This window comes from Pseudomonas sp. OA65 (genome assembly GCF_017498305.1).
In the GTDB taxonomy this organism is placed as follows: Bacteria; Pseudomonadota; Gammaproteobacteria; order Pseudomonadales; family Pseudomonadaceae; genus Aquipseudomonas; species Aquipseudomonas zanjanensis.
The window spans coordinates 218,903-240,128 of the sequence record NZ_JAGDEZ010000005.1 but is presented as its reverse complement, the minus strand read 5'-3'; the positions used below and the strand labels follow the sequence as shown (position 1 = coordinate 240,128).

The 21,226-nt window shown below is 59.3% G+C and carries 12 protein-coding genes; 7 read left to right on the top strand and 5 right to left on the bottom strand.

Translation table 11 applies throughout. The features are described from left to right. The first annotated feature begins 56 nt into the window (after positions 1-56). Positions 57-821, top strand: coding sequence for a sulfite exporter TauE/SafE family protein (locus J3361_RS06635; RefSeq protein WP_207963414.1), 765 nt, complete (start codon positions 57-59; stop codon positions 819-821). Here J3361_RS06635 and J3361_RS06630 read toward each other — a convergent pair. After that, positions 811-1,125, bottom strand: a complete 315-nt coding sequence (locus tag J3361_RS06630) for a putative quinol monooxygenase (RefSeq protein WP_207963412.1) — start codon at positions 1,123-1,125, stop codon at positions 811-813. The two genes, J3361_RS06635 and J3361_RS06630, sit on opposite strands and share 11 nt — an antisense overlap. A gap of 202 nt (positions 1,126-1,327) precedes the next feature. On the opposite strand from J3361_RS06630, the gene J3361_RS06625 reads away from it, so the two are divergent. Both J3361_RS06625 and J3361_RS06620 read left to right on the top strand, forming a co-directional pair. Next, on the top strand, positions 1,328-1,918 hold the full coding sequence (locus J3361_RS06625) for an NAD(P)H-dependent oxidoreductase (protein WP_207963410.1): 591 nt from the start codon (positions 1,328-1,330) through the stop codon (positions 1,916-1,918). Between the two features lie 180 nt (positions 1,919-2,098). Beyond that, positions 2,099-3,010, top strand: coding sequence for a LysR family transcriptional regulator (locus J3361_RS06620; RefSeq protein ID WP_207963408.1), 912 nt, complete (start codon positions 2,099-2,101; stop codon positions 3,008-3,010). A 296-nt stretch (positions 3,011-3,306) separates the two neighbouring features. Here the strand turns inward: J3361_RS06620 and J3361_RS06615 are convergent, their stop codons facing one another. After that, the gene (locus J3361_RS06615) at positions 3,307-4,752 is read right to left on the bottom strand and encodes a SulP family inorganic anion transporter (protein WP_207963406.1); all 1,446 of its coding nucleotides are present in this window, start codon (positions 4,750-4,752) and stop codon (positions 3,307-3,309) included. Positions 4,753-5,119: 367 nt separating this feature from the next. Between J3361_RS06615 and J3361_RS06610 the strand changes: the two genes are divergently transcribed. The 4 genes from J3361_RS06610 to J3361_RS06595 all read left to right on the top strand — a co-directional run bounded on the left by J3361_RS06610 (position 5,120) and on the right by J3361_RS06595 (position 9,318). Further along, entirely contained in the window at positions 5,120-6,469 is a 1,350-nt protein-coding gene (locus J3361_RS06610) for a gluconate:H+ symporter (protein ID WP_207963405.1), read from the top strand. 21 nt (positions 6,470-6,490) lie between these two features. Then, entirely contained in the window at positions 6,491-7,351 is an 861-nt protein-coding gene (locus J3361_RS06605; protein WP_207963403.1) for a MurR/RpiR family transcriptional regulator, read from the top strand. 1 nt (position 7,352) lies between these two features. Beyond that, positions 7,353-8,825: a D-aminoacylase gene (locus tag J3361_RS06600; protein ID WP_207963402.1), complete on the top strand. Its 1,473-nt coding sequence runs from the start codon at positions 7,353-7,355 to the stop codon at positions 8,823-8,825. Positions 8,826-8,949: 124 nt separating this feature from the next. Further along, positions 8,950-9,318 carry a glyoxalase superfamily protein gene (locus J3361_RS06595; RefSeq protein ID WP_207963401.1) on the top strand — a complete coding sequence of 123 codons (369 nt, stop codon included), beginning with the start codon at positions 8,950-8,952 and terminating at the stop codon, positions 9,316-9,318. A gap of 79 nt (positions 9,319-9,397) precedes the next feature. Here J3361_RS06595 and J3361_RS06590 read toward each other — a convergent pair whose 3' ends face one another. Genes J3361_RS06590 through J3361_RS06580 form a run of 3 tightly spaced genes read right to left on the bottom strand, consistent with a single transcriptional unit; the run spans position 9,398 to position 21,218 of the window. Beyond that, positions 9,398-12,211, bottom strand: a complete 2,814-nt coding sequence (locus J3361_RS06590) for an RHS repeat-associated core domain-containing protein (RefSeq protein WP_207963400.1) — start codon at positions 12,209-12,211, stop codon at positions 9,398-9,400. Further along, entirely contained in the window at positions 12,208-16,674 is a 4,467-nt protein-coding gene (locus J3361_RS06585) for a SpvB/TcaC N-terminal domain-containing protein (RefSeq protein WP_207963399.1), read from the bottom strand. The genes J3361_RS06590 and J3361_RS06585 overlap by 4 nt, the downstream gene beginning before the upstream one ends. Further along, positions 16,671-21,218 carry a neuraminidase-like domain-containing protein gene (locus tag J3361_RS06580; RefSeq protein WP_207963398.1) on the bottom strand — a complete coding sequence of 1,516 codons (4,548 nt, stop codon included), beginning with the start codon at positions 21,216-21,218 and terminating at the stop codon, positions 16,671-16,673. The genes J3361_RS06585 and J3361_RS06580 overlap by 4 nt, the downstream gene beginning before the upstream one ends. Between the last annotated feature and the right edge of the window lie 8 nt (positions 21,219-21,226).

Here is a 21,226-nt window from a genome sequence, read left to right as displayed (position 1 = left end):
CACCCTCAGTATATGGCAGATTTTCAAGCCAAGCCCCTGGGGCGCACGATAGCCCCATGAATACACTCATCGCTTTCTATCAGAACCTCGGCCTGGCCCTATCTCTGCTGGTCATCGGCACTTTCCTGCTGGCCGGCACCATCAAGGGCGTGATAGGCCTCGGCCTGCCGACCATCTCCATGGGCTTGCTCAGTCTGGCTATGGCGCCGGCGCAGGCTGCGGCGCTGTTGATTATCCCGGCCACCCTGACCAATCTCTGGCAACTGGCGTTTGGCGGCCATCTACAAGCCCTGATTCGGCGCCTATGGCCGCTGCTGCTGGCGATTTTCATTGGCACCGGGCTCGGTACGCTGTGGCTCGGCATGACAGGTGGGGCCTGGGTGGTGCGGGCCTTGGGCGGGGCGTTGTTGCTGTATGCGTTGAGCGGGCTGTTATTGCCAACGTTGCGGGTTCGTCCCGATGCCGAGCCGTGGATCGCGCCGCTCTGCGGATTGCTGACCGGCCTCATCACGTCCGCCACCGGTGTCTTCGTCATTCCGGCAGTGCCTTATCTGCAAGCGCTGGGCTTGAGCAAGGATGAACTGGTGCAGGCCCTGGGCCTGTCATTCACCGTTTCGACCCTGGCCCTGGCCGCCGGCCTGTGGTGGCGCGGCGAGCTGGGCGGGGGCGAATTGAGCGCTTCGTTGCTGGCGCTGGCCCCGGCGCTGCTGGGGATGTGGCTGGGGCAATGGTTGCGCCAGCGGATCAGCGCCGTGTTGTTCAAGCGGGTATTTTTCATCGGCCTCGGTGCGCTCGGCGGCCATCTGCTGGTCAGCGGCTAGCCGAGGACGGGCTGAGCATGTCGACGCGGCGGATGTCGAAGTCGCGCTCCAGATAATCCATGCGTTGTTCGGAAAATTGCTTCATGTGCGGCAGGTTCGAATGCACCTCCAGGTGTGCCTGGGATGCCCAGATCTCATAGAAGATAAACAGCGTTGGATCCTGTTGGTCCCGCAGCATGTGATATTCGATGCAGCCAGGCTCGGCACGGCTTGGTTCGACGTAGGCGCGGAACAGCGCCTCGAAGGCCTCGGCTTTTTCCGGGCGGGTCTTGGCGTGCAGGATGAAACCGTGCAGTTCGCTCATGGAGAGGGCTCCTGAAATAAAAGAAGTGCCGAAGCTTACGGCAACAATCGACCGTTCATTCTTGCGTATAGGTCAAATCACTTTTGCCGTTGCGGTGCTTATTCCGCGCGAAGCTCATCGGTACTCTGCCGCCATCATTTTCAACCTTTCCATACGGCGGCCAGCCAACGGCCCACGCCTTTGGAACCCGATGAGGCTTCCCATGAAAAAAGTCCTGTTGCTCAACGGCGGCAAACAATTCGCCCATTCCGACGGTCGCTACAACGCCACCCTCCACGAGACGGCGCTCAGCGTGCTGGACCGTGGCGGGTTTGACGTGAAAACCACGTTCATCGATGGCGGCTACGACCTCCAGGAGGAAGTCGCCAAGTTCCTTTGGGCCGACGTGATCATTTACCAGATGCCAGGTTGGTGGATGGGCGCGCCGTGGACCGTGAAGAAGTACCTCGACGAAGTCTTCACCGAAGGCCACGGCAGCCTCTACGCCAGTGACGGTCGGACCCGTTCCGATGCCTCGCAGAAATACGGCAGCGGCGGCCTGATCCAAGGCAAGCAGTACATGTTGTCCTTGACCTGGAACGCCCCGCAGCAAGCCTTCGACGACCCGTCCGACTTCTTCGAAGCCAAGGGTGTGGACGCGGTGTACTTCCCGTTCCACAAGGCCAATCAATTCCTCGGCATGACCGGCCTGCCGACCTTCCTGTGCGTGGATGTGATGAAGCGCCCGAACATCGAAGAAGATGTGGCGCGGTATGAGCGGCATTTGCGCGAGGTGTTCGGCCTTTCGCGGTAATCCGCTAGTATCAGGCTTCACCTGAAGCGAAGGTGTAACCGTGGCGAGGGAGCTTGTTCCCGCTGAGGTGCGAAGCGCCTCCCAAAAGCGGTCGCTTCGCGCCCAGCGGGAGCAAGCTCCCTCGCCACAAAGGCATCTTCATCACATTACATTGGGTGTGCATTCCACGAGAGGATGTCTGTGAAAGCCAGATCCGACGAGTTGCAGATTTTCGTCTGCGTGATCGAATGCGGATCCATCTCCGCCGCCGCCGAGCAAGTTGGGCAGACGCCGTCGGCGGTCAGCCGCACGTTGTCGCGGCTGGAGGCCAAGCTCGACACCACGCTGATCAACCGCACCACGCGGCGCATGGACTTGACCGAAGAGGGCAAGTATTTCTTTGAACAGGCCAAGGGCATCCTCGACCAGATGGATGAACTGGAAGAGCGCCTGTCGTCCCGCCAGAAAAATCCCGCAGGACGCTTGCGAATCAACGCGGCCTCGCCGTTCATGCTGCACGCCATCGTCCCGCACATCGAAGCGTTCCGCAGGCTTTACCCGGACATCCAGCTCGAACTCAACAGCAACGACCTGATCATCGACCTGTTGGAGCAAAGCACTGACATCGCCATCCGCATCGGCACCCTCACCGACTCGACACTCCACGCCCGTGCCCTGGGTTGCAGCCCGTTGCACATCCTCGCCAGCCCGGCCTATTTGAAGCAGCACGGCACCCCCACGAGCGTCGCCGAACTGGCAGAGCATGCGCTGCTGGGATTTGCCCAGAACGAGGGCCTCAACCAATGGCCGCTGCGTCACCCGCACGGTGATCGCTGGGCGATCCAGCCCGCCATCAGCGCGTCCAGCGGCGAGACTGTGCGTCACTTGGCGCTGCAAGGGCAGGGCATTGCCTGCCTGTCAGATTTCATGACCCGCGACGACATCCAAACCGGCCGGCTGAAGGTGCTGCTGGCCGATGCCAACAGCGGCTACCGCCAGCCGATCAACGCGGTGTACTACCGCAACTCGCAACTGGCCCTGCGGATCCAGTGTTTCCTGGACTTCATCCAGGGCAAGCTCGCCGACTATGCCTCGCGGGAGTTCAAGGGTTGATTCGTGACTTCAAGGCATGAGTGATTTGGGCAATGAGTGTGCGCGGCAACAACGCCCGTGAGCTGCTGGGGTGGGCATCGAAGCGGACGTCGGTGGTGGCATGGATTCTTGAAGAAATGGTGTGATCCGTCAGTAAAACATCGGACCTGTGGGAGCGGGCTTGCTCGCGAAAGCGGTGTGTCAGGCAACATTGGCGCAGACTGACACACCGCATTCGCGAGCAAGCCCGCTCCCACATTTGATCGCCAGTGATCACTCTATCTTCATCAGTCCTATAACCCCCTGTGGGTGTTGCTTCAGTCGTGCTGCACGCCCGCGCGCTTGAGCATTTGTTTGCAGCGCTCGGACAGGTGATACACGCGCAGGTGCTTGCCCGCTTTGCTGTAGCGCTCACGCAAGGTCTTGAGCGCGGCGACGGCCGAGTAGTCGACGAAGCGCAAGTGACGGCAATCGAGGGTCACCAGGGCCGGGTCGTTGGCCGGGTCGAACTGGTTGAGAAATGGCGTCGACGAGGCGAAGAACAGCGTGCCGTGCAGGCGATACAGCTTGCTGCCATCGGCTTCCTCATGGGTGTCGGCGTACAGCTCCCGGGCCTGTTGCCAGGCGAAGTTGAGCGCCGCGATGATGATCCCGCAAAGCACGGCGACGGCCAGGTCGGTGAACACCGTGATGACGGTCACCGCGATGATCACCAGCACATCGTTGGCCGGCACTTTGTTGACCACCCGCAACGAGGCCCAGGCGAACGTCTGCTGCGCCACCACGAACATCACGCCCACCAACGCCGCCAGCGGAATGCGCTCGATCAACGGCGACAGGAACAACACGAACAGCAACACCATCACCCCGGCCACCACGCCCGATAACCGTCCGCGTCCGCCCGAGCTGAGGTTGATCATCGTCTGGCCGATCATGGCGCAACCGCCCATGCCACCCAGCAGCCCGGAGGCCATGTTGGCCGCGCCCAACGCCACGCATTCACGGTCCGGATACCCACGGCTCTCAGTGATTTCATCGGTCAGGTTCAGGGTCAGCAGGGTTTCCAGCAAACCGACCATCGCCATGATCACCGCATAGGGCGCGATGATTTGCAGGGTTTCCAGGTTCCAGGGAATGTCCGGTAGGGCAAAGGTCGGCAAGCCGCCGGCGATGTGGGCCATGTCGCCCAGGGTCCGGGTCGGCAGGCCGAGAAGATAGACCGCCAGGCCAACGCCGAGGATCGCTACCAGGGCCGACGGTACGCTGCGGGACAGGCGCGGCAACAGGTAGACGATGGCCATGGTCAGCGCCACCAGCCCGGCCATCAGGTAGAGCGGGGTGCCGCTCAGCCAGACGCCTTCGTTCTTGAAATGTTCCAGTTGCGCCAGCGCAATCACAATGGCCAAGCCGTTGACGAAGCCGAGCATCACCGGGTGCGGCACCATGCGCACCAGCTTGCCCAGCCGCAACAGCCCGAACGCCATCATGATCAGCCCGCCCAGCAGCACGGTCGCCAACAAGTACTGCACCCCGTGCTGCACCACCAGCGCGACGATCACCACCGCCATCGACCCCGCCGCGCCTGAGACCATCCCGGGGCGACCGCCGAACAACGCGGTCAGCGTACAGAGGATGAACGCGCCGTACAGACCCATCAGCGGGTTGAGGTGGGCCACCAGGGCGAAGGCGATGCACTCGGGGAGCAAGGCGAAAGAGGTGGTGAGGCCGGCGAGGGCGTCGGCGCGAAGACGTGCTGATTTCATGATTTACCTGACTGGGCGCCGGTGGACCGTCGGCTGCCGGGGAACTGATGCAAAAAACAGGTGCGGATGGTACGGAATTGAATGCGGGGCGGCCAGCCGTCTGTGGCGAGGGGATTTATCCCCGCTGGGGCGCGCAGCGGCCCTACTGCTTTTGGGGCTGCTTCGCAGCCCAGCGGGGATAAATCCCCTCGCCACAGGGACGATGAAAGTCTTGCGCTGAATTTTCATCAACGCCGAGTCGCGATGTCCGTCAGCGACAAATTTTATCTGTGCGCGAAAATTACTTTCAGTGGGTTTGAAGATTTTCCGTCGAAATGATTTATGAGTTTCACAACACATCGACGTGACCCCATTCGAGGAGTAACGCATGGCACCTGCTTTCGGTTATTGGCTACTGGTCTACGCGGCCATCGCCATCATTGCGCTGATCGTTCTGATCGCCCGTTACCGGCTCAATCCGTTCATTGTGATCACCCTGGTCTCCATTGGCTTGGCGTTGCTGGCTGGGATGCCGCCGTCGGGTGTGGTGGGGGCGTACGAGGCGGGGGTTGGCAAGACGCTGGGACACATTGCGCTGGTGGTGGCCCTGGGCACGATGCTCGGCAAGATGATGGCCGAATCCGGCGGTGCGGAGCGCATGGCGCAGACGCTGATCGAACGTTTCGGCGAGCGCAATGCCCACTGGGCGATGGTGTGCATTGCCTTCCTCGTGGGCTTGCCGTTGTTCTTCGAGGTCGGTTTTGTGCTGCTGGTGCCCATCGCGTTCACCATCGCCCGGCGTGTGGGTGTGTCGATCCTGATGGTGGGGCTGCCGATGGTCGCCGGGCTGTCGGTGGTCCATGCGCTGGTGCCGCCGCATCCGGCGGCGATGCTCGCGGTGCAGGCCTTCCAGGCTTCGGTGGGGCAGACCCTGCTGTACGCGATCCTGATCGGCATTCCCACTGCGATTATCGCCGGCCCGCTGTACGCCAAATTCATCGTGCCGCGCATCCAGCTACCGGCCGAAAATCCGCTGGAGCGGCAATTCCTCGACCGTGAACCACGCGCCAAGCTGCCGGGTTTCGGCGTGACATTGGGGACGATTCTGCTGCCGGTGATCCTGATGCTGATCGGCGGCTGGGCCAACCTGATCTCCACGCCGGGCAGCGGGTTCAACCAGTTCCTGCTGTTTATCGGCAACTCGGTGATCGCCTTGCTGCTGGCGACCATCCTCAGCTTCTGGACCCTCGGCCTGGCCCAGGGCTTCAACCGTGAATCGATCCTCAAATTCACCAACGAATGCCTGGCACCGACCGCCAGCATCACCTTGCTGGTGGGCGCTGGCGGTGGTTTGAACAGGATCCTGGTGGACGCCGGGGTGACTCAGCAAATCGTCGGTCTGGCCCAGGAATTCCAGCTGTCACCGCTGGTCATGGGCTGGCTGTTCGCCGCACTGATGCGGGTTGCCACGGGGTCGGCCACAGTGGCGATGACCACGGCCTCGGGCATCGTCGCGCCGGTGGCGATTGGCCTGGGTTATCCCCATCCCGAACTGCTGGTGCTGGCGACCGGGGCCGGGTCGGTTATCTTTTCCCACGTCAACGACGGCGGCTTCTGGCTGATCAAGGAATACTTCAATATGACCGTCTCCCAAACGTTCAAGACCTGGACGGTGCTTGAGACGTTGATATCCCTGGTCGCGTTCGCCTTAACCCTCGGGCTTGCCCGCGTGCTTTGACCGCCACTGCAAGGAACCGTCATGGACATCCTCTACCAGATCCGCTCCCGTCAGGATTCCTTCAGCGCCGGCGAAGGAAGAATTGCTCGGCTGATGCTCGACGACGTAGGATTTGCCGCCTCCGCCAGCCTGGAAGAATTGGCCCTGCGTGCCGAAGTCAGCAGCGCCACCCTGTCGCGCTTCGCCCGTACCGTCGGTTGTCGCGACCTGCGGGATTTGCGCCTGCAACTGGCCCAGGCCAGCGGCGTCGGCAGCCGTTTCCTCGACCCGGCCGGCGCGCCGGAACAGTCGGCGTTTTATGGACAGATCGTCGGCGATATCGAAGCGACCCTGCGCCAGCATCTGTCAGGGTTCGAAGAGTCGCGATTCGGCGATGCCGTGCGGATGATCGGCAAGGCACGGATGATCCATGCGTTCGGCCTGGGTGGCTGGTCGGCACTGTGTGGCGAGGAACTGCAAGTGCGGCTGGTGCGTTTTGGCTACCCGATTGCCGCCTGCCGGGATCCGGTGATGATGCGCATCACCGCCACCTCGTTGAGCGACCAGCATCTGGTCATCGCCTGTTCACTGACCGGGATCACGCCGGAGCTGTTGAGTGCAGTTGAGTTGGCCCGCAGCTACGGGGCGGCGATCCTGGCCGTCACCCGCGCCGACTCGCCACTGGCCCAACTGGCCGACTGCGTGCTGCCCCTGCAAGGCGCCGAAACTTCGTTCATCTACAAACCCACGGCGGCGCGCTACGGCATGCTGCTGGCCATCGACGTGCTCGCCACCGAGCTGGCGCTGGCCCATCCCGAAGACAATCAAGAGCGCCTGCGGCGGGTCAAACTCGCCCTGGACGATTACCGCGGCGGCGACGATCACTTGCCGCTGGGAGACTGACATGCTGTACGACACGCTTATCCGCAATGCGCTGGTCATCGACGGCAGCGACACGCCCGGCTACCACGCCGACGTAGCGATCCACGGCGGTCGCATCCAACGCATCGGCGAGCTGCGCGATGCCCAGGCAGTGGAAGACATCGACGCCGCCGGCCGCGTGCTGGCGCCAGGCTTCATCGATGTGCACACCCACGACGACACGGTGGTCATTCGTCAACCGCAGATGCTGCCCAAGCTCAGCCAGGGCGTGACCACGGTGATCGTCGGCAACTGCGGCATCAGCGCCGCGCCGGTGAGCCTGCGGGGCGATCCGCCAGACCCGATGAACCTGCTCGGCACGGCCCAGGCGTTTGCCTACCCACGCTTTGCCGATTATCGCGTAGCGGTGGAAGCGGCGACACCAGCGGTCAACGTGGCTGCGTTGGTCGGGCACACAGCGTTGCGCAGCAACCACATGGACGATTTGTTGCTCACGGCCTCGGTAGGAGAAATCGCCGCCATGCGTCGGCAACTGCGCGAAAGCCTGGAGGCTGGGGCGCTGGGCTTGTCCACCGGCCTGGCCTACGCCAACGCTTTTTCGGCGTCCACCGACGAGGTCATGCAACTGACCGAGGAGTTGGGGGCGTTCGGTGCGGTCTACACGACTCATTTGCGCAGCGAATTCGAACCGGTGCTCGAAGCCATGGACGAGGCGTTCCAGATCGGTCGACACGCACAAAGTCCGGTGATCATTTCCCACCTCAAATGTGCCGGCGCCGGTAATTGGGGACGAAGCCCGCAGGTACTTGCGGCGTTGGAGAGCGCGGCGAAAACCCATCCGGTCGGTTGCGACTGCTACCCCTACGCGGCCAGCTCCTCGACCTTGGACCTCAAGCAAGTGACCGAGGCCCACCGCATCACCATCACCTGGTCGACACCGTATCCGGACATGGGCGGCCGAGACTTGGCGGACATCGCTGTTGAATGGGAAGTGTCGCTACTGGACGCAGCGCGTCGCCTACAACCGGCAGGCGCGGTGTACTACGGCATGGATGAAAGCGACGTAAGACGAATCCTCGCGCACCCGTTATCGATGGTCGGCTCCGACGGCCTGCCCGAAGACCCCTTTCCCCATCCGCGTTTGTGGGGCGCTTTCCCACGGGTACTCGGACATTTCAGTCGAGACATTGGGCTTTTTCCCTTGCACACCGCCGTGCACAAAATGACCGGCCTTTCAGCTGCGCGCTTCGGCCTGAAGGACCGAGGCGAAATCCGTGAAGGACACTGGGCGGACCTGGTCTTGTTCAATCCACAAACCGTTTGCGACGTGGCCGATTTCAACGAGCCTCAGCGGGCTGCCGAAGGGATTGATGGCGTGTGGGTCAACGGTGTCCTGAGCTATCGCGAAGGGCAGGCAAACGGGCATCGGGCCGGTCGATTCCTGGCGCGTGAGGGCGATTTGAGTCGGGGGTTTGGTCCGTCGAAGGGTGTGTAAGCGGCTGATGCTGTGTTAATTGACGCCACAATAATGGCATTGCGACACTAAAGAAGCCGGGTTTAAAGCCGAAGCATTGAAGTCAACCCATCTACACTGGGTCTTTTCAGCCAGGGAGCAACCCATGAGTTTCGGTAAAACCACTCCGATCCTGCGGATCTTCGATGAAACCAAGGCGTTGGCGTTCTATGTCGATTTCCTGGGCTTTACCGTCGACTGGCAACACCGCTTCGGTGACAACTTTCCGTTGTACCTGCAAGTCTCCCGTGGTGACTGCGTGCTGCACCTGTCCGAGCACCATGGCGATTGCACGCCGGGCTCGGCGCTGCGAATCGAGACCGATGAGCTGGAAGCCTTCCAGCAGCAATTGCTCGCCAAGCAATATCGCTACGCCCACCCACAGATCCAGGCCATGCCCTGGGGTAGCCAGGACATGACCGTGATGGATCCGTTCGGGAATCGGTTGGTGTTTACCAATGCGATTAATGTTTGAGCCGTTTGGGCAGATTTGCAGATCGCTTATTCAGACAAAGGACGGTTCGTGTGTCCGACATTAACCGATCCCTATCGCCTCACGACGTGCTGCCTGTACGCTTGGCACGATTTATTTCCGATACGTGAAAGTTGTACAACTTATAGTTTTTCAAGTTGCGGCCAGTCGGGATGCTAACTTCTTCGGGGATGATACCGCTGCAGTTGAAGCAGGCAATGAAAGGTTCCGGTTGTGTCACGCTGGTTAGTTTTTCGGTGTACAGATGCGTATCCGATAACACTCTTTCAACCTGACCTGGATAGACCGCCACGATTGAGTTGAGCACGCGGACTTCTCCATGAGCCCCTGGTCCTCCGGCGCGCACAGGAATGATCCCATTGGATTTCTCGATGTGCCTGGCGATGAGTTCCTGGGTGGGTTGCTGGAGCTCATGCATGGTCTCGACCGTCCTGCTTGCCGTCGGTTCGAGTTCTAGTACACCAGGCTCTAGTTTGAGTTGATGGACCGGGTCGTTATTCGTCGCGCTGTACCGTTCTCCCAGATCGGCCAGGTAGTCTTGGATATTACCGATCTTATAGCTTCCGAAATTCAAGTAGAACCTATCGCTTGTGGCGGTGCCGTCATAATCCTCGACCACGCCGCGGTAACCCGCCGGGCCGGACTTTGGCCCGGTGAGGTTGTAGTACTCGTTGAAGGCAACATCGTCATCGCCCTTGCGATCAACGACAACGCCATAGGCGTGGACGACCAGATCCTTGCGTTTGGTTTTGCTGAAGCTGGGGCTGGCGTTGGGATCTTCGGTAGGGCCTTGTTTGCCCTTCTTCTTTGGAGTGGGTGTTTCCATCATCTTTTTTGACCGCGCCGCCCCATCCTGTCTCAGCCAATTGACGGGATCGATGCTCTTCCCTTGGGCGTCAGTTAGGACCAATCCTTGGTGATCAATGTACTTCACCGGGTTATTCCCCACCATGCAATACAAGTTCAACCCATCAACCGCCCCCGCCGGGTCGGGACTGATCCAACGTTGCAGCCACGGCGCGTAGTACCGATGCCCGTAGTAATACAACCCGCTGGCATCGCGCTCCTTGCCGGAATAACGAATGGTCCGGTAATCGGCTTCCACAGCCGAACGGGACGCCACCCAAGCAGTTCCTCCGTAGGGCAGGTAACTTTCCTGGCTGATCAGGTCGGCCTTGTCGTCGAGTTCCAGTGAGCTGGAACCCAGGTGGTCATCGAGGCTATAGCGCAGTTGATTGGCCGCGATCCCGGACGGTCGGCCTTTGGTCCAATGCAGGTAACGCACGCTGCAGCGTCCGGCTTGCAAGGTGATGACCTCCAGGCGCTCCTTATGACGGGTGCGGATTTCGAGGCCTGGCAAGTAACGAACTTCCTCTGTGCGGATCATTGCGGCGGTATGGATTGTCTTGATCTTGCACACGCGTTGACCGCCGCTGTCGTAGGTGTAGCGTTCGACGTCGTCGGAACTGTTTTCACGCTGGACCAGCATCACACTGTCAAGTTGGTTGCGACTATTCCATTGCAGTGTCTGGCCCGGGCATAGGGCCTGCAGGTTGCCGTTGGCATCGAAGCCCATCGTTATCCTGGTCGTGGCGGCGTCGCCTTGGCTCCAAGACACGAGGCGATTGCTGGCGGCGGCGACGTTCGATGTGCGGGTGTAGTTGTTCCCTTCGCGTATATGGCGCAGCTCGGTCAGGTTGCCACCGTCGTCGTAGGTGTATCGCTCGGTAAAGTTGAACAGTTGCGTGGGGTCGAATGAAATCGTCCCCGCGCCTGGGAGGCCGGGGGGCGTGGCCAGCCCGGCGGCCTCACGCCCCGTGGCGCAGGTCAATTGGTAGAGGCTGTCGTAGGTGAAGGTGCTGACGGGTTTTACCCGTTGATTGCTGTTGAAACGCTCCGGTTGGACGTTGTCGGTAATTTGAGTCACGTTACCCACAGCGTCGTAGGTGTAGTGAAGGTCTTGCAAGGTTTTGCCTGGCGCCGATGCGCTGAGCGAGGTCAGTCGCCCGCTGGCCGGATCGAACACCGCGCGACTCGTTACGCCGTTGCCGGCGGTTTGCGATTCGACTTTGCCGAAAGCGTTGTAGACGAGGTCGTCGACGATCGTTTTTATGGCCTCGGTGCCTTTTATTTTCAGACTCACGGATCTGAGTTGGCCCGCGACATCGAAGGCGTAGTGCTGTTCGTGTCGAGCGGCGTCGGTCTGCTGGATAATCTGTCCCAGCGCGTCGTAGGACCAACTCGTTTTGTAGCCTTCGCCCTTTTCAAGCAGCCCATCGCGATCTTTTACGTCGGTTGGCCAGTCAGGTTGTGCCGCCTCGATCAGCATGTGCCTTGTCTGGCTAAGCGGTTTACCGCATAACGCATATTCCTCGACGATCAGCGTGCCCGCGCTGTCATCGTGGCGGATAAGCGCGCCGCAACGATTGAGCCTCGCCGATGCCTGGGAACTGTCGCCGTAGCTCAGGCACTCGACCTTGTGCAGTTTTCGTCCTGCGGCTTGTTCCTCGACGGCGGTCAGTCTCAGTTGGTTGTCGTAGGTCGATTGCCAATGATTTTCTCGTTGATCCCAACTGTGCAGGATCTGTCCGGCGTCGCCTGGCAGGTTCAGGCGCCATCCAGCGTCGACGCTTTTTACTCGCAATGATTTGCCGGACAGGCTGTAGACGGTGGCGAGATTGGCGTCAGTTGCGTTGGTAAGTCGAGGGTCGCGCTGGGCGATCAACCGTCCGGCGACGTCGTATTCTTGCCGGCTGGCGCGCATCTGTTTTTTTTCGCCTTCCTTGGCTCGGCAATAAGCCACCTGGCGCACCGGCAGGCCGCGGCCGTCGACGGCGTTGAGGGTGGGGGTCTTGCGATGAAGGCGTGCGGTCATGCCTCACCTCCTGCTGTCGGGGACGGTTGGGGCGTGATTTCTTCCAGCGTGTCGTTTTCGTCCTCGTCCACGCTGTACCAAGGATGACGCGTCTGTCGCCGCATGTAGGACAGGTCATTCTGCTTGGCGAGACGGGTGTGGGTAGGGCGGCCCAATGCGTCGTAGAACTGCTGGTCGCAATGGCCGAACTGCCGAAAGGATTTATCGTTGATGTAGCGATGCTGATCAGCAAAGTAGGGGCGGTAGATCCGGATCGCCAAACCTTTGCTGTTGTATTCCACCCGTTCGCTGACATGCCAGCGCGTTGCGGCGATCCGCTCCAGTGGTTTGCCATCCTCAAGTGTCAGTTCACCCTTGGCGTCTACGCTGTAAGCCATGCCTGACTCGACCAATCGTTTGCTCTGCAACAGGCGACCAAAGCCATCGAAGCACGTCAGGGTGATTTGGATTTGTCTCTGGTCGTCATCGGGATAACGATCGGCGACCAGTGTGGCGATGTGGATCGGCTCACGTTTCGAGGTGCGAATTTCGCGTTTCAGTTTCCTGTCGGCGGCAGAGAGTGTCTCGAGTTTCGACAGCCGAGCGCGAGCCGAAGCACGAATATGCCCGGTTGGCAGTACGTCACCGTTGGCCACGCAGCGCGCTAGCCAGTCGGTGTCCTTGCGGCCCGTTTCCGATATGTCTCCCATCCAGCTGAATGGCGCGTAATAGATAGCGGTGGCGGCGTCCTGCAAAGCGTCCTTGCTCTGTGCGATCGCTGCCGCCGGGCTTTTAGGCGATGGCTTGAACGCCGCGACCGGTTTGAAACCAACGGGGTTGTTGCGCTCGTCGCCGTAAAAGGTGCTGGCCAGTACCTGGCCGAAGGCATCGGTAAGGCCTTCCTGTACCTTACCGTTGGAGTCTTCGACGAGCTGGGGCAGGGAGGTACGGTAATCGTATTGCGCCTTGATCGTGCAGCCATCGGGCAGTTCGAACCCGGTCACAAAGCAAGTGTATGGGTCGTAGCTGATCTTGGTCACGCCGTGGCTGTTGCTCGACTGCACGGTCTTGGTTTTGTAGAAACCTTCCAAGCCGGCGTAGGTCGCGAAGCCACTTTTGACTGACCACAGCGTCTTGGGTGAGGTGCTCGCGGGAAGGAAATCGGTCATGGGTTCATAGCCGATTTTTTTTAATAACGTTTCCTCGGGTCGAGATTGTTCCGGTAACAGGTCGAAGGCTTGCAAGGCGGACTCGTCCAGCTCTGCGGTTTCCAGATGGGCGACCAGAGCTTCGAAGCTGGCGCTGCCGTCCGGCAGCGTTTCGTCGACAGAAGGCTTCTTGTAGCGCGTTACGGACAGGCTGGTGAGAACGGCCTGGGTCGTCCAGCTTGGCTTTGCGACGAGTTCGGAAATTTTCTCAAACGTAATCTCCTCCGGTACCAGCCCTCCGTCTTCAGGCGCCTTGGGTCGTTTCAACGCGTTGGTCCGCTGGCGATAAGGTAAACCCAGGCGCCATCCTTGCAGTGCTTGCAGGTTGATGAATTCGGCACGCGTTTGGGTCAGGTAGTAGAACTGTTGTGCCGGGTCATGAGCATCCCGCCACCATTGTTGCTGGTCTGGGTCGCTGAACGGTGCGCTATCTTCGACCGTTTTGCGTCGGGCGTAGTGGACGTTCACGCTGTGAATCACTGCACCGTGCCGGTCATGTTGCAGGTTGATCAGGTGCTGACACTGTGGGTCGTTGCTGTGGCCTTCGTATTGGTAGCTGATGGATTCCAGCGGCAGTGGCAACAGGGAGGCATAGCGCCGAGGGCCCTGGGGAGTTTGTTGCACGCGGATTCGATAACGGTTTTCCTCGACCGAGTACAGCGTCCTTTGATGGCCTCCCGCGTATGTCTCGCAACGCAATAAATGGCCGCTCAAGGCTCGGCACATTTCAAGCGTGGTCGCGGCGTCGGGTGCTCGGACCCATTCGTCGCCACGACTGTCATCAACGTATCGGCACAGTAACGTCGTGCCCAGCACCACGGCTGCCGAGTCGGCACGGTGATATTCGCTTCGGTCCATGTCCACTGCCTGACCGGTATGAAACCAGCTTTTTTTCAAGCAAGGCTCTGTGAATCCTGGCGAATCGGCATCGTTGGGATAGGTTTCATTGTCGGTTTGTGTCAGCAAGCCGAAGCCGCGGAACTCCCGTTCGACGCCATCGTAATAACCCTGGCGATAGGAAAACCGCTGGGTCAGGCGATTACCGGTGATCTCATCCCGCTGGGCCTGGCGCGACACCAAGTGCAGGGGCATCGGTAGATGGCACGCAAGGGATTGCCTGGCTATGACCCTTGCCGCTTTCTCGTCCAGCCATTCCTGGGCCGAGCTGCGATATGCGATGCGGGTGGCGGCGCCCATATTGTTGTGGGTGCCGGTGAGCAGATAGGGCTTTTCCTCGACGAAATCGTAGCGCCAATGTTGCGCCGGGGTCAGGTGCGGCATGCTCAGCACGAGGCTGGAGCAACCCAGCCCTAGCAGGTCGATGATGCTCACCTGGCATAGGTTGTCGTAGCGCAGGCCGGTTGGCCACGGCAGCGAAATTGCGGGAGCGAAGCCATTGCCGCAGCGGTTCATGAAGATCAACGCTCGATCCGCTTGCAGATAGATCAGGTCGGCGGCACCGGAACCATCCAGGTCTGCTAGGCGGATACGCGAGGCATCGAAGGTGGGGTAGGCGAGGCCCGGAAAGTCCAAGACGACGCCTTTGCCGAATCGCCCGTGGCCCAGGTTCGGCCAGCACTTCACCTCGTTGTGGCGAATGCGCACCAGATGCTGCTGGCCGCTGCCGAGCAGATCGCTGAAAGCCACCAACTCGGAAGGCGACCCGCTGAATACCGGCAAGGCATCGTCATCGTCGTCGCGAGGAACTTCGCGGGCGGCAGCGAAACCACTTTCGCGCCGATTGGCGTAAAAGCGAACGCTGCGTGGACCTATCAGGACAAGGTCGCTGAGGCCTTCGCCCATCAAGTCGGCCAGATGCCCTTGTGGGTTGAAGAACTCTGCCGGAAACGCCTGGAAGGTAGCGAAGTTCGACCACTTTCTATCCGCGCCCAGGGAGAAAAAGCCGCTAAGCCCCGGTTGGGCGATGATCCAGTCCAGGCGACCGTCACCAGTAAGGTCGCTTAGGGTTTGGCTCAGTGTATTCGCGGTGTCGGCAACGGGAATCTCAGGCAGCGCTTTCCACTGGTCGTAAGCCACTTCGTCCGTCCCGGCTTTGGCTCGCATGGGCTCACGGTAGTGCCAGCCTGCATCGCTTCGATGGAGCACGCCGGGCACACCTTCGCCGTACAAATCCACCCATTGGAAACTTTGTTCGTCGCTGAACCCCGGCATGTTCTCAAAGTGCTTCCAGGCGGGCTTATCGAGCAGGCCTTTGAATTCGCTGTAGTGGAATTCCATGGGGGGACGGCTTTGGGGAACTGCTCCGTCGCCGAACGCTTGGTCATGCGCTGCGCTCAAGAAGTTGTAGCCCAGGAGCGTCTGACGATATTCAAGCAGCAGACGCCGCACGAGCACCGGATCGGCGCCCAGCGCTTCGGGAAAGCGATGGAACATCAACACCTGGCGGCATAGGCGATCGGTACGCAGTTCGAAACCGTAGGCAAAGGTGGAAAACCCATCGCTACGTTTTTGCGATTGTAGTCCTTCATAAGATGGTTTTTTCTCGTACTCGGTGCTTCGCTCACCGTAGTCGAACACCAACTCGAAGTGCCATTGGTCCTGCTTGGGTGGATCTGTTTTCCAAGCATAAAGGCTGGCGTCGGCCTTCACATTGCCATAGCGCACATGGCTCAAATAGCGTTGGGCCCCGCCATTTCCCGCGTACACATATTGAATGTGCTCACCATGGGCATTCAGGCTTTCCTCCAACAGCCATTCACCTACCCGGCTTGCATCCTGAGGATCGGTCCGTCGCGACCGGGGATTTTTTCCGTAGACATGCAGGCTGCCGTCGGCCCCGTGCACGAGCCAGAAACCTGGTTTATCCAGGCCTGACGACCAATGTTCAATCCGATCGAAGCTGCTTTCGATTCTTGGCAGATGACGGGTCACCGTGTAGGTCGTGCCCAGGTCCAGGCCGTTGTAGCGATTGACTCGGATTGGACTGACGCCGTGTTCGGGCAACCAGACCACGCCGCTGGGGCCGACGATCTCATCGTCATCGGTATAGGCAGGTACGCCCTTGCTGGTACGTCGCGCCACGCAAGGTAACGAAAGCCCCCAGCCGGTACCGAACACGCCGTTGCCGGCTGAGCTGCTGTAGCTCAAGGACAAGGCCGGAGCGAAGCCGCGCCCAGGAGAAATCGGCAACGCAACCTCGTAGGCAGCCGTGCCGTGGGCACCGACGGGGCTCCACCCTTTGCCGATGCTTTGGATAGCACCGCCACCCTTGGGCAGGGACGGCGCGGTGACGGGCAATGTGGTTTGTTCACTCATGACATACCCCCGCCGACCCTGGCTGTGTAGCTGATGTGCACGATGATGTCGGTCAGCGACTCGAGCATGTCCTTTTGTGTGTCGGGGTTGGGGAATGTCAGTCGCCATTGAGAAACCGCACCGGTGTATTCAAACGGCAGGTAACGTTCATCGTTGAAGTTCAGGGTGAACAGGCCGTTGTCGTCGACGCCGGTGGAAAGGGCGATCTGCTGGTTGGCGCGCCGGCCTTCCATGACCCGCCCCGGGTCATCGGCGGACATGAACACTTTGCTGGAAACCTGGGTCAGCGTGGCCCGGATGTTTTCGTAAGGACCCACAACGGTCGGCAAGGAAACGCTGATGGTTTTGATCCGCCGCATGTAGTGTTTCTGGCCTTTGTAATCATTCTCGAAAAGATCATGGGGCAGCTCGAATTCGCATTGGCCTTTCTTCAGTTCGGCATGCATGTCCAGCCATGGCTTGTTGATCGTCGAGGTTGTGGTCAGGTCCGTTAATTGACGCAACGAAATCGTCTTGCGTATCTCGAGCTCTCGCTCGTTACGGCTCAGATATCCGGCCTGCATGTTCAACAGGCTGAGTTTCAGTTGCTCGCCTGCTCCTAGTCCTCGATAGGTTGTATTCCATGCGCCGGGCCGAACGAATCGTGTGTGGTAATCGCCAATTTCGTATTGCCAACAATGCTCGGCGGCCAAACACAGGGAGAGCGTAGTGTCGTAGGCTTGGCGATAGAGTGCGGCAAACTGGCTGTTCAGCCATTGGTACAGCTGTGCTTTGGTAAATCGCTTGCTGAGAAAATCGTAATGGGTCTTGGTTTGGCTCAGGGTTGATTCGGCAAGGCGCAGTTGCAGGCGAGTGGCGGTTTCCTGCTCAGTGAATTGCGCCAGTTGTGCGTCAATCTGGGCCAGTTCGAGCTGTGATTGATCATAGGTGTGTTGCCAATCCTCCCGGCGGCGATCGAATATGGCTTGACGGTCGAGGTCGGCCGCTATCGTGCGGTTTATGATCGCAGTGCTATGGGCGGCCGCAGAGGCTGAGAGCAACGGCCCCTCCCAACGGCTGCCGCCCATGCAAAACCCCACCATGTTTGGAGCCAGCATCGCCAACCCCGCCCCGATTTGGAAAGACAGTGCAGCAGCCTCAAACGTACCGCTGGATATGGCGAACCCACTGACGGCTATTTCCTTGCCAGTTAGACTACCGTCCAGCAGTTTTTTGTAATGGGTTACCCGGTTTTGAACAATTGCCTGGCTTGCGAGCAGCGCCTGGCGGTTCTGACGATCGATATTCAAGGCCTGGCGCTGCAGGTCGACCGAGATTTTCGCCAATTCCCAGGCCTGCTGTTGTTGCAGTTCTTGCAACTGCGCCTGTTCCTTGCGTTCGATCAGCGACAGCAGTGTGGTGCCAAACTGGCTGAGGCTTTCCACCGCACTCAACGCCTGATGGTGCATGACCGAGAACCGAAAGTGCGGGATAGCTGTGGGCGGCACCCCTCGAACCGTATTGTCCGAAGTATTCAAGGCCGCAGGGCCGAGCAACACGCGAGGATCCAGCGGCGCTGCAAATATCGGCAGATGCAGCGGTTTGCCAGCAATGTCGAGGTTATGTCGCAAGTTGTACAGGCGGCTTTCTGCAATGTCCCAGCACCGGAGCAACTGCGGGTGAAACGGCAGGCGCAAATACGGGCTGTCGGTCGCTGACAAGGACGCGTGCTCGCCGCTCCCACGAACCGACAATGACGGCTGGGAATGGGCATGTGATTGTTCAAATGTCCGTAAATCGCCACTGGTCGTTTGGCTCAGCGTTTGTAGGCTGATGCTCGTCCAATCATCGATGAGTTGAACGATCGGGCGTGGTCCCAATAGATCCAGCACCCGCACGTACCATAGCTTTGCCTCGCTGAGGCTGTCAGGGGTCAGTTCGCGGTAGGCGGCGTCGCCTCGATTGATCAGGATATCGAGGTACAGGAAGTACAGCGCCTTGCGAAAGTGCACTGGATGACTGAGCGCGATCAGATGAGGGTCGTGGGGCGCCTGGTCGGCATACGAAGGCGTGCTGCTGTCGAGCAAAGGAACGGCCTTCCAGCAATTTTCTTTGCCGCGACTTGGATCGAAGACGCGGCGCAACCAGAGCTCGGCTTCTTCGTAGCGCTGCTCGGCGTTCAAGCGATGAGCGACCAGCCATGGCAGATGGAGGAACAGTTCGGTGAAATAACGACCGTAAGGTCCGTGGAAATCCATCCCATTGTTGACGCCGTCGGATATGGTCGGTTCGCGCAAGTGTTGTGTCGTCCAATCGAACAGTTCATCCAGGCCGTTTTCTGTACGGCGGATCAGTTCTGCGGCAAACGTGGTGTTCAACCTGATCGGCTGGCGGAGTAGGCTTCCGACATCGCTGGTTTTGGCGGCGCTATGGGTGAAATCGATGAATTGGGCGGTGCATAGTCCGGCTGTCGATGAGGAAGTAATGCCTGGGGCCTGGCGGCGCGTCGGGATGAAGCTCAGCTTGATGCCTTTAAGAGCGGAATAGCGCTTCGTTTCCGGTTCATTGGGGTAGACAAAGGCGACCCCACAAAAAAATGTATCGCCGTCACCGCTGAGTTCCCTGCTGTGCCAAACGAACTCGAAGGACTTCATGAGCTTAGGCGCGGGGTTGGACTCCGCTACCACCGTCAGGTCTTTATATGACGGCGCTTGAGTTTCCAAGTGGGTTGGCTGACGGAAAATTACATATTGAAGGTAAAGCGGTTCATCAAGACTGACGACGGCCTGACCAAGGTCCTGAGCTGTGCCATTGCTGGCTTGCATCGTTACGTTTCGTACCTGTCCGGAAACTGAGCTGTCATTCCCGCGTCTACTTTCCTTAATCAGATGCCGTACTGCCGCTGTAGAAACAACTTTTCCCCGAAGGTTTGTATTTGCGTGCAGGGTAATACCGAGCGAATGTTCAGAGTCTCTGAGTACATCAGCCATGCCGTCGATCGATAGCTTGTGCGGGTGCGATAACGGGGTGTGGCTGCTGATGGTGAGTTGTGAACCCGGCTCAAGCACAACGTAGGCTGCGTCTGGCAGGCTGCGAGCAGGAAGTACAAAGTCAAGTTGAAGTCTCGGGGATTGATCGGGCCGGGTTGCAAGTCTCAACTTGATTGTTTCAGGAGTTGTATATAAACCCACCCCGTTGAGGTCAAGGCTTGAGGTCATGCGTAGCGTCACCGCGGAGGCGGTCCGGTCTGTTTTCGATCTGATGCTTATCCGATGTTGTTGGCTTTCGAAATCCGACATGAGAATGTTCATGTCCGTTGGGAGAGACGCTTCAGCGATTTCGATTTCTGAAAGTATTCTTGTTTGAATGCGCTGGTTGGCAGCGCCTATGTGCTCTTTCTCGGTGATGGTTGGGCTAGTAGTGGCGAGGTTGCTGTCGATACAAATCGTTCTATTAAAGGCAAATTCGTTGTCGGCCTTATGGAGGGCGTCGGTTTTGGACCCTGCTGCAAACAGAGTGAGAAACAATGCACCGTGGGCGCCTTTATTGTGTTGCTCAGCTACAGTACCTATGGATGATTTAATGGCATTAAGGTCCTTGCCACATAGTATTTTGTCCTCGCAATAACCCTGCAGGCCAACTCGTGGGGTACTCCAAATGCCATCCTGTTTTTTAAAGCAATAGCACAAGCGCAGTAGCGGATGATTCATTTGTGGGGCCGTGGCTTCGGCGCTTGAAGGAGCGCTGGAGGCGGGCTGCTCCTGATGGATGCATTCTGCCCAGATAACGAACAGACGATTGTTGAACCAGACAGGACGAATCGAGTGTTCGACCGCGCTGTCGGGAATCGGCACATCGGCTTTTTCCCAATCCGACCAGGCGAACGGATCCGGCTGGTCCAGTTTGGTGGCGATGGCCGGTAGCGGCGGTGGCGTACCGTCCAGCGGACGTTGCCCCATGTTCAACGAGCGCCAGAAATAGGTGTTTTCGGTGCGGGACTTGGCGATGAAATAGTAGGTGCTGTTGGTAAAATCTGCACCGTCGATGTAGCCATTGAGGATATTCAGGTTGGCGATTTCTTCGAATCGGGTCAGGTAGGCCATGACCGCCGATTGAACCGCATCAGCCTGGATCCGGTTCTGGTTGAGTTCGTTTTCCAACTGCTGAAAGTTGTCGCTCTTGTTGTTTCTCAGGACGGGGTCCAGGTAACTTGCGGGGAAATTAAGCAGCTTTTGATGAGCGGCCCAGATGGGGTATTGATGCATCTCGTTGCGCCACGTTTGCAAGTGCTCGGGGGTGATGTTTGCCCGGTCGTAGCCGGGCTCCATATTCATCAGGATGCGATTGATGTATTGCTGAAGGCTGGCAATGGCGCACGCCACAGGTGTGGTGGGCACATCCTGGCTGACCAGCACGTCCAGTAGCCAGTATTCGTAGAGGTCTCGGGCGGACTTGAGCTGCACTGTTCCTGACGGGCCATTGGCGGGCACAATCTTGTTCAGGTAGTACGCCAACTGTGCATCGCGCAAGCTTTCATCCAGCTGCTGTTTCATGGCAACGGTCATATTCAATC

Bases quoted from the DNA above. Each gene is read 5' to 3' on its own strand.
- J3361_RS06625 (WP_207963410.1), top strand. From the start codon at position 1,328: ATGAAAAAAGTCCTGTTGCTCAACGGCGGCAAACAATTCGCCCATTCC.
- J3361_RS06595 (WP_207963401.1), top strand. From the start codon at position 8,950: ATGAGTTTCGGTAAAACCACTCCGATCCTGCGGATCTTCGATGAAACC.
- J3361_RS06635 (WP_207963414.1), top strand. From the start codon at position 57: ATGAATACACTCATCGCTTTCTATCAGAACCTCGGCCTGGCCCTATCT.
- J3361_RS06630 (WP_207963412.1), bottom strand. From the start codon at position 1,125: ATGAGCGAACTGCACGGTTTCATCCTGCACGCCAAGACCCGCCCGGAA.
- J3361_RS06585 (WP_207963399.1), bottom strand. From the start codon at position 16,674: ATGAGTGAACAAACCACATTGCCCGTCACCGCGCCGTCCCTGCCCAAG.
- J3361_RS06600 (WP_207963402.1), top strand. From the start codon at position 7,353: ATGCTGTACGACACGCTTATCCGCAATGCGCTGGTCATCGACGGCAGC.
- J3361_RS06615 (WP_207963406.1), bottom strand. From the start codon at position 4,752: ATGAAATCAGCACGTCTTCGCGCCGACGCCCTCGCCGGCCTCACCACC.
- J3361_RS06610 (WP_207963405.1), top strand. From the start codon at position 5,120: ATGGCACCTGCTTTCGGTTATTGGCTACTGGTCTACGCGGCCATCGCC.
- J3361_RS06590 (WP_207963400.1), bottom strand. From the start codon at position 12,211: ATGACCGCACGCCTTCATCGCAAGACCCCCACCCTCAACGCCGTCGAC.
- J3361_RS06605 (WP_207963403.1), top strand. From the start codon at position 6,491: ATGGACATCCTCTACCAGATCCGCTCCCGTCAGGATTCCTTCAGCGCC.
- J3361_RS06580 (WP_207963398.1), bottom strand. From the start codon at position 21,218: ATGACCGTTGCCATGAAACAGCAGCTGGATGAAAGCTTGCGCGATGCA.